Source organism: Zhongshania sp. (assembly GCF_041584495.1).
Taxonomy (GTDB): Bacteria; Pseudomonadota; Gammaproteobacteria; order Pseudomonadales; family Spongiibacteraceae; genus Spongiibacter.
This window is the reverse complement of sequence record NZ_JBFHDY010000280.1, coordinates 1-1,540: the sequence shown is the minus strand read 5'-3', so window position 1 is coordinate 1,540 and position 1,540 is coordinate 1. Positions and strand designations below refer to the sequence as shown.

Sequence of the window (1,540 nt, the reverse complement as noted above, 5' to 3'; positions counted from 1 at the left end):
TTTTTTGACGGGTGCCGCCAAGCCGACTTGCTGATTGCTGTGCCCCTTATACCAGAGCATCTCGCGGGGTTCCATGGTCGTGCTGATATCACTCTTAAGTTTGATGTGCAGCGGGGTGATATCAAGATGAAAATGACTGAAAGTATGGCGCATGCTTGGCCAAGCTTGGATTTGGCCTTTAGCATTAAGTGTATTGTCGAGGTAGTGGGAGGCGGCATCTGCATCGGTTGCTTCAGGTAGGCTCCACAGCCCCCCCCAAATACCGCTGTTGGGGCGTTGTTCTAGTAGAATTTCGCCTGCAGGGTTTTCGATAATGAGCAGGTGAACCTCGCGGACTGGTGTTACTTTCTTTGGTTTTTTGCCGGGGTAATTGGTCTGGGTGCCTGCGGCGTAGGCTGCGCAGCCAGATTGCACTGGGCACTCAGGGCATTTGGGCTTGCTGCGGGTGCAGAGCGTGGCGCCGAGATCCATGATGGCTTGGGTGTAGTCGGCTACGCGCTTTTTGGGGGTGAGGTTTTCGGCCAGCAGCCACAATTGGTTTTCGACATCTTTTAGCCCCGGCCAGCCGTCGATGGCGGCGTAGCGGCTGAGTACCCGCTTTACGTTGCCGTCCAATATTGGTGCGCGGCCGCCAATGGCGATGGAGTAGATCGCGGCGGCGGTGGAGCGGCCAATACCTGGTAGGGTTTGGATGGTCTCGGGATCGCTGGGAAAGACTCCGCCGAAGTCTTCGCAAATCATTTTGGCGGCTTTGTGCAGGTTGCGGGCGCGGGCGTAGTAGCCGAGGCCGGTCCACAGCGCGAGCACCTCGTCGTTCGGCGCAAGTGCAAGGCTGACTATGTCGGGGAAGCGCGCCATAAAACGCTGATAATACGGTATTACCGTGCTGACCTGAGTTTGTTGCAACATGATTTCGGACACCCAGACTCGATAGGGGCTGATGTCTTGTTGCCAGGGTAGGTCTTTTCGGCCGGCAATATCAAACCACTTCAGCAGTTGCTTGCTAAACAGCTGTTTGCTCATGGTGTTGTGCGTTGCCACTGCCAATACGTACGGGTTGCGCTGAAACCCAGCTCCGAAAATAGGTTGATTAGTTCTGGCGCGTGGCTTAAGTCGGCGGATATAGACTGCAAATCATCAGGTAATTGTTTCATGGCCTGAATGATCAATTGCCTTGCAACCCCTCGTCGTCGGGTAACTTCACGCACTGAGAGTTGGGCTAATTGATAGTCCCCGTCATATATCGGCGTAAGAGTGCAGGCCGACAATAGGCGACCATTAAAGCGGCCACCAAAGAGGATTATTTTGCCTGCCGCCGCCTGTGCGACCAGCTTGGCGCTGGTGCCGGGATAGAGGATTTCCAGATCGGCACTGTCTTGCCGGTTTGGTTTTGTGATGATTTCTGCGTATACGGGCATTTATGACGTTTCTGCTTGGTGTAATACGGTTCGGGATTTTTTATAATACCTTATTGTAAGCAAATAACCGATGAGGCGTCGATGAACGAGCGCAAAGCTACGATCAGCCGTAATACCCTAGA

2 protein-coding genes are annotated in these 1,540 nt (G+C 53.8%); both read right to left on the bottom strand.

Annotation, left to right across the window (positions count from 1 at the left end; all coding sequences use genetic code 11):
* A partial coding sequence (gene mutY, locus ABYP33_RS19120; protein WP_373092943.1) for an A/G-specific adenine glycosylase occupies positions 1–1,023 on the bottom strand: 1,023 nt, incomplete at its 3' end.
* A complete protein-coding gene (locus tag ABYP33_RS19115) occupies positions 1,020–1,418 on the bottom strand; it encodes an acetyl-CoA sensor PanZ family protein (RefSeq protein ID WP_373092940.1) in 399 nt (132 codons plus the stop codon). The genes ABYP33_RS19115 and mutY, both read right to left, overlap by 4 nt.
* Positions 1,419–1,540: the final 122 nt, after the last annotated feature.

Bases quoted from the DNA above. Each gene is read 5' to 3' on its own strand.
- ABYP33_RS19115 (WP_373092940.1), bottom strand. From the start codon at position 1,418: ATGCCCGTATACGCAGAAATCATCACAAAACCAAACCGGCAAGACAGT.